Genomic DNA, 2,290 nt, shown 5'->3' on the forward strand with positions numbered 1-2,290 from the left:
ATGACCTTTCCCTCGTTCTAGGGCGTAAACCATAAACCATGAAGTTATAGACAGGTAAAGAGAAAATTGGCTACAGAGCCTTTTTTCGTTGCGACAATTTCCGTGCTTGGTCGGTAGCAGTTTGTGCTTTGAGTGAACGATTCTGGACGATTGCTGCCCTCCCAAAAGGACCGCAACGGGTCGAAAACTGCCAGTCTTCGACAACCGCTTCCGGCCAGGAGTGGTCGTCCGGACGATTCCGGATATGCTGTTTCCACATACAAGCAACCCGAAATTCTAGTTCCTGGCGAAATGATGACAACCGTTCGAGCTGGCTATGAGCAACAACTATGCGACCTCGTCGAATCCTCTGAGCAACTGATGGCTGCGCTGCGGGCGGTTCGCTGCCTTGGTTTGCCCTCGTGGTGCATCGGTGCAGGGGCCATCAGATCCTTGGTTTGGGATAGCTTGCATGGCTTTCAGGAGCCCTCGAACTTGGATGACGTGGACGTTGCGTACTTTGATGCCGAAGCGCCTCTAGCTCTCGATGCCGAACTTCAAGAGCGGCTGCATTGGCTCCTTCCCTCGCTCACTTGGGAAGTGACAAACCAGGCCAGAGTGCACGAGTGGTTCGCAGAAGCGCTCGGCCAGGTGGTTTCACCCCTAACGTCTTTGGACGATGGGCTGGCCACGTGGCCAGAGTTTGCCACTTGCGTTGGCATTTACCTGGACGGTAATGAATCATTGAAGGTCATAGCGCCGTACGGATTGAGTGACCTGTTTGAACTGCGAGTTCGGCACAACCCTCGGCGGGCGAGCGTCTCAACGTTTATGCACCGCGTGAGTTCCAAGCGATTCGGCCACCGATGGCCTCGGCTATCAATCTGTACACCCTGACCGCACATAGGACCGCTGTGGGTCGGGTGCGGTCTGTCGTCAAGGACAGCTCCCGGCCAGGAGCGGTCCTTCGTCTCGGTTCGGATCATCTGAACGAATCGACACTATGATGCGTCCGATGGATCGAAGGGGAATGCAATCCCACCCTTGCCGTCAACAAGTTTCCCAGCCAAACACATGCCCATTTTCCTCAAGCACAATCCAGTCGTGATAAGTAAAGGCAAGGTCATCGTGGTCGGCGGCGGCATCATGGGCGCGTCGGCCGCTTGGCATCTGTCCAAAGCAGGCGCATCAGTCACATTGATCGAACGCGCCCCGAATTCCCTCACCAGTGCGACCGCTTCCTCTTTCGGCTGGGTCGGTGCCAGCGCGAGCACGCCCTCTGACAGCCCTACAGCATTCGCTGAAAGATTGAAGGCTCTGGAGGAGTTCGCATGTATCGAACGCGAACTCTGCCCGTTGCCGCTCGCAGCGCGCGGCGCAATTCTCTGGCGGTCTACGGAGGACGAAACGGCAGCAATGATTGCTGAGCATCGGGATGCCGGCACACGAATGGAGCGACTTACTCGGTCTCAGATTGCCGAAAGGGAACCGATGATTTCAGATCCGCCATCACTCGCCGCCTGGGCGCCCGACGACTTCGCATTGGAACCCACCGCATTTGCACGCAAACTGCTGGCAGGAGCGCAGGCCGCTGGGGCAAGTGTCCGCCAAGGAACGGTTGAAGCCATCGAAGCCGCAGGAAACCGGATCACGGGGGTCGTGGTTGAGGGGAAGAAACTACCCGCCGACATTGTCGTGCTCGCCAATGGCTATGGCGCGCGCGCGATTGCCTTGACGGTCGGCGTGGAGATTCCGATCTATGAGACGCCGGCAGTATTGCTTCGATTCGGTCCTGAAGTGGCTGGCCTTCGTCACCTAGTTTGCGCGCAAGAAATGGAGCTGCGCCCCTCCTTAGGAGGCGGCCTTGTTTCTGCTGCCGATTATCCAGAAAGCGGCGAAGCCGGCCTTCCCGCCCTTGCCGAGCTAACTGGAGAAGCAATTGCTCGCCTGTTTGGAATCGGGGCGTCGCCATCCCTGCTTTCCATAACCGCTGCGCAGCGTCCTATGACGGCCGACGGCAAACCGCTATGCGGCCATGTGGGAAGAATTGAGGGCTTATTTGCATTGGTCGCACACCCCGGCGTGATCCTTGCCCCCCTCCTTGGCCGCCGTTGCGCCGAAGCTGTTCTAGGTTCTTGATCTGGACCGATATGCTTCCCCTCTTTCGCGACGGCAAGCGTGACCGGCTACAGTCGGCCAGGAGCGGTCATCAGCTAGGCTACTTCCGAGTCCGGCTCAGCGGGACTGTCAGCAGAATTTCACGCACGTCCGCTTTCAAGTTAATGGCGAAGAAGCTATACCAGCCCCGAAG

General features: G+C 57.8%; 2 protein-coding genes. Both read left to right on the forward strand.

What is annotated here, in order from left to right:
- Positions 1 to 360 precede the first annotated feature (360 nt).
- A complete protein-coding gene (locus tag A9976_RS23045; protein ID WP_183020930.1) occupies positions 361 to 876 on the forward strand; it encodes a nucleotidyltransferase family protein in 516 nt (171 codons plus the stop codon).
- Positions 877 to 1,053: 177 nt separating this feature from the next.
- On the forward strand, positions 1,054 to 2,118 hold the full coding sequence (locus A9976_RS23050; protein WP_183020929.1) for an FAD-binding oxidoreductase: 1,065 nt from the start codon (positions 1,054 to 1,056) through the stop codon (positions 2,116 to 2,118).
- Positions 2,119 to 2,290 lie beyond the last annotated feature (172 nt).

The organism is Delftia sp. UME58 (assembly GCF_014170385.1).
Taxonomy (GTDB): domain Bacteria; phylum Pseudomonadota; class Gammaproteobacteria; order Burkholderiales; family Burkholderiaceae_C; genus Comamonas; species Comamonas acidovorans.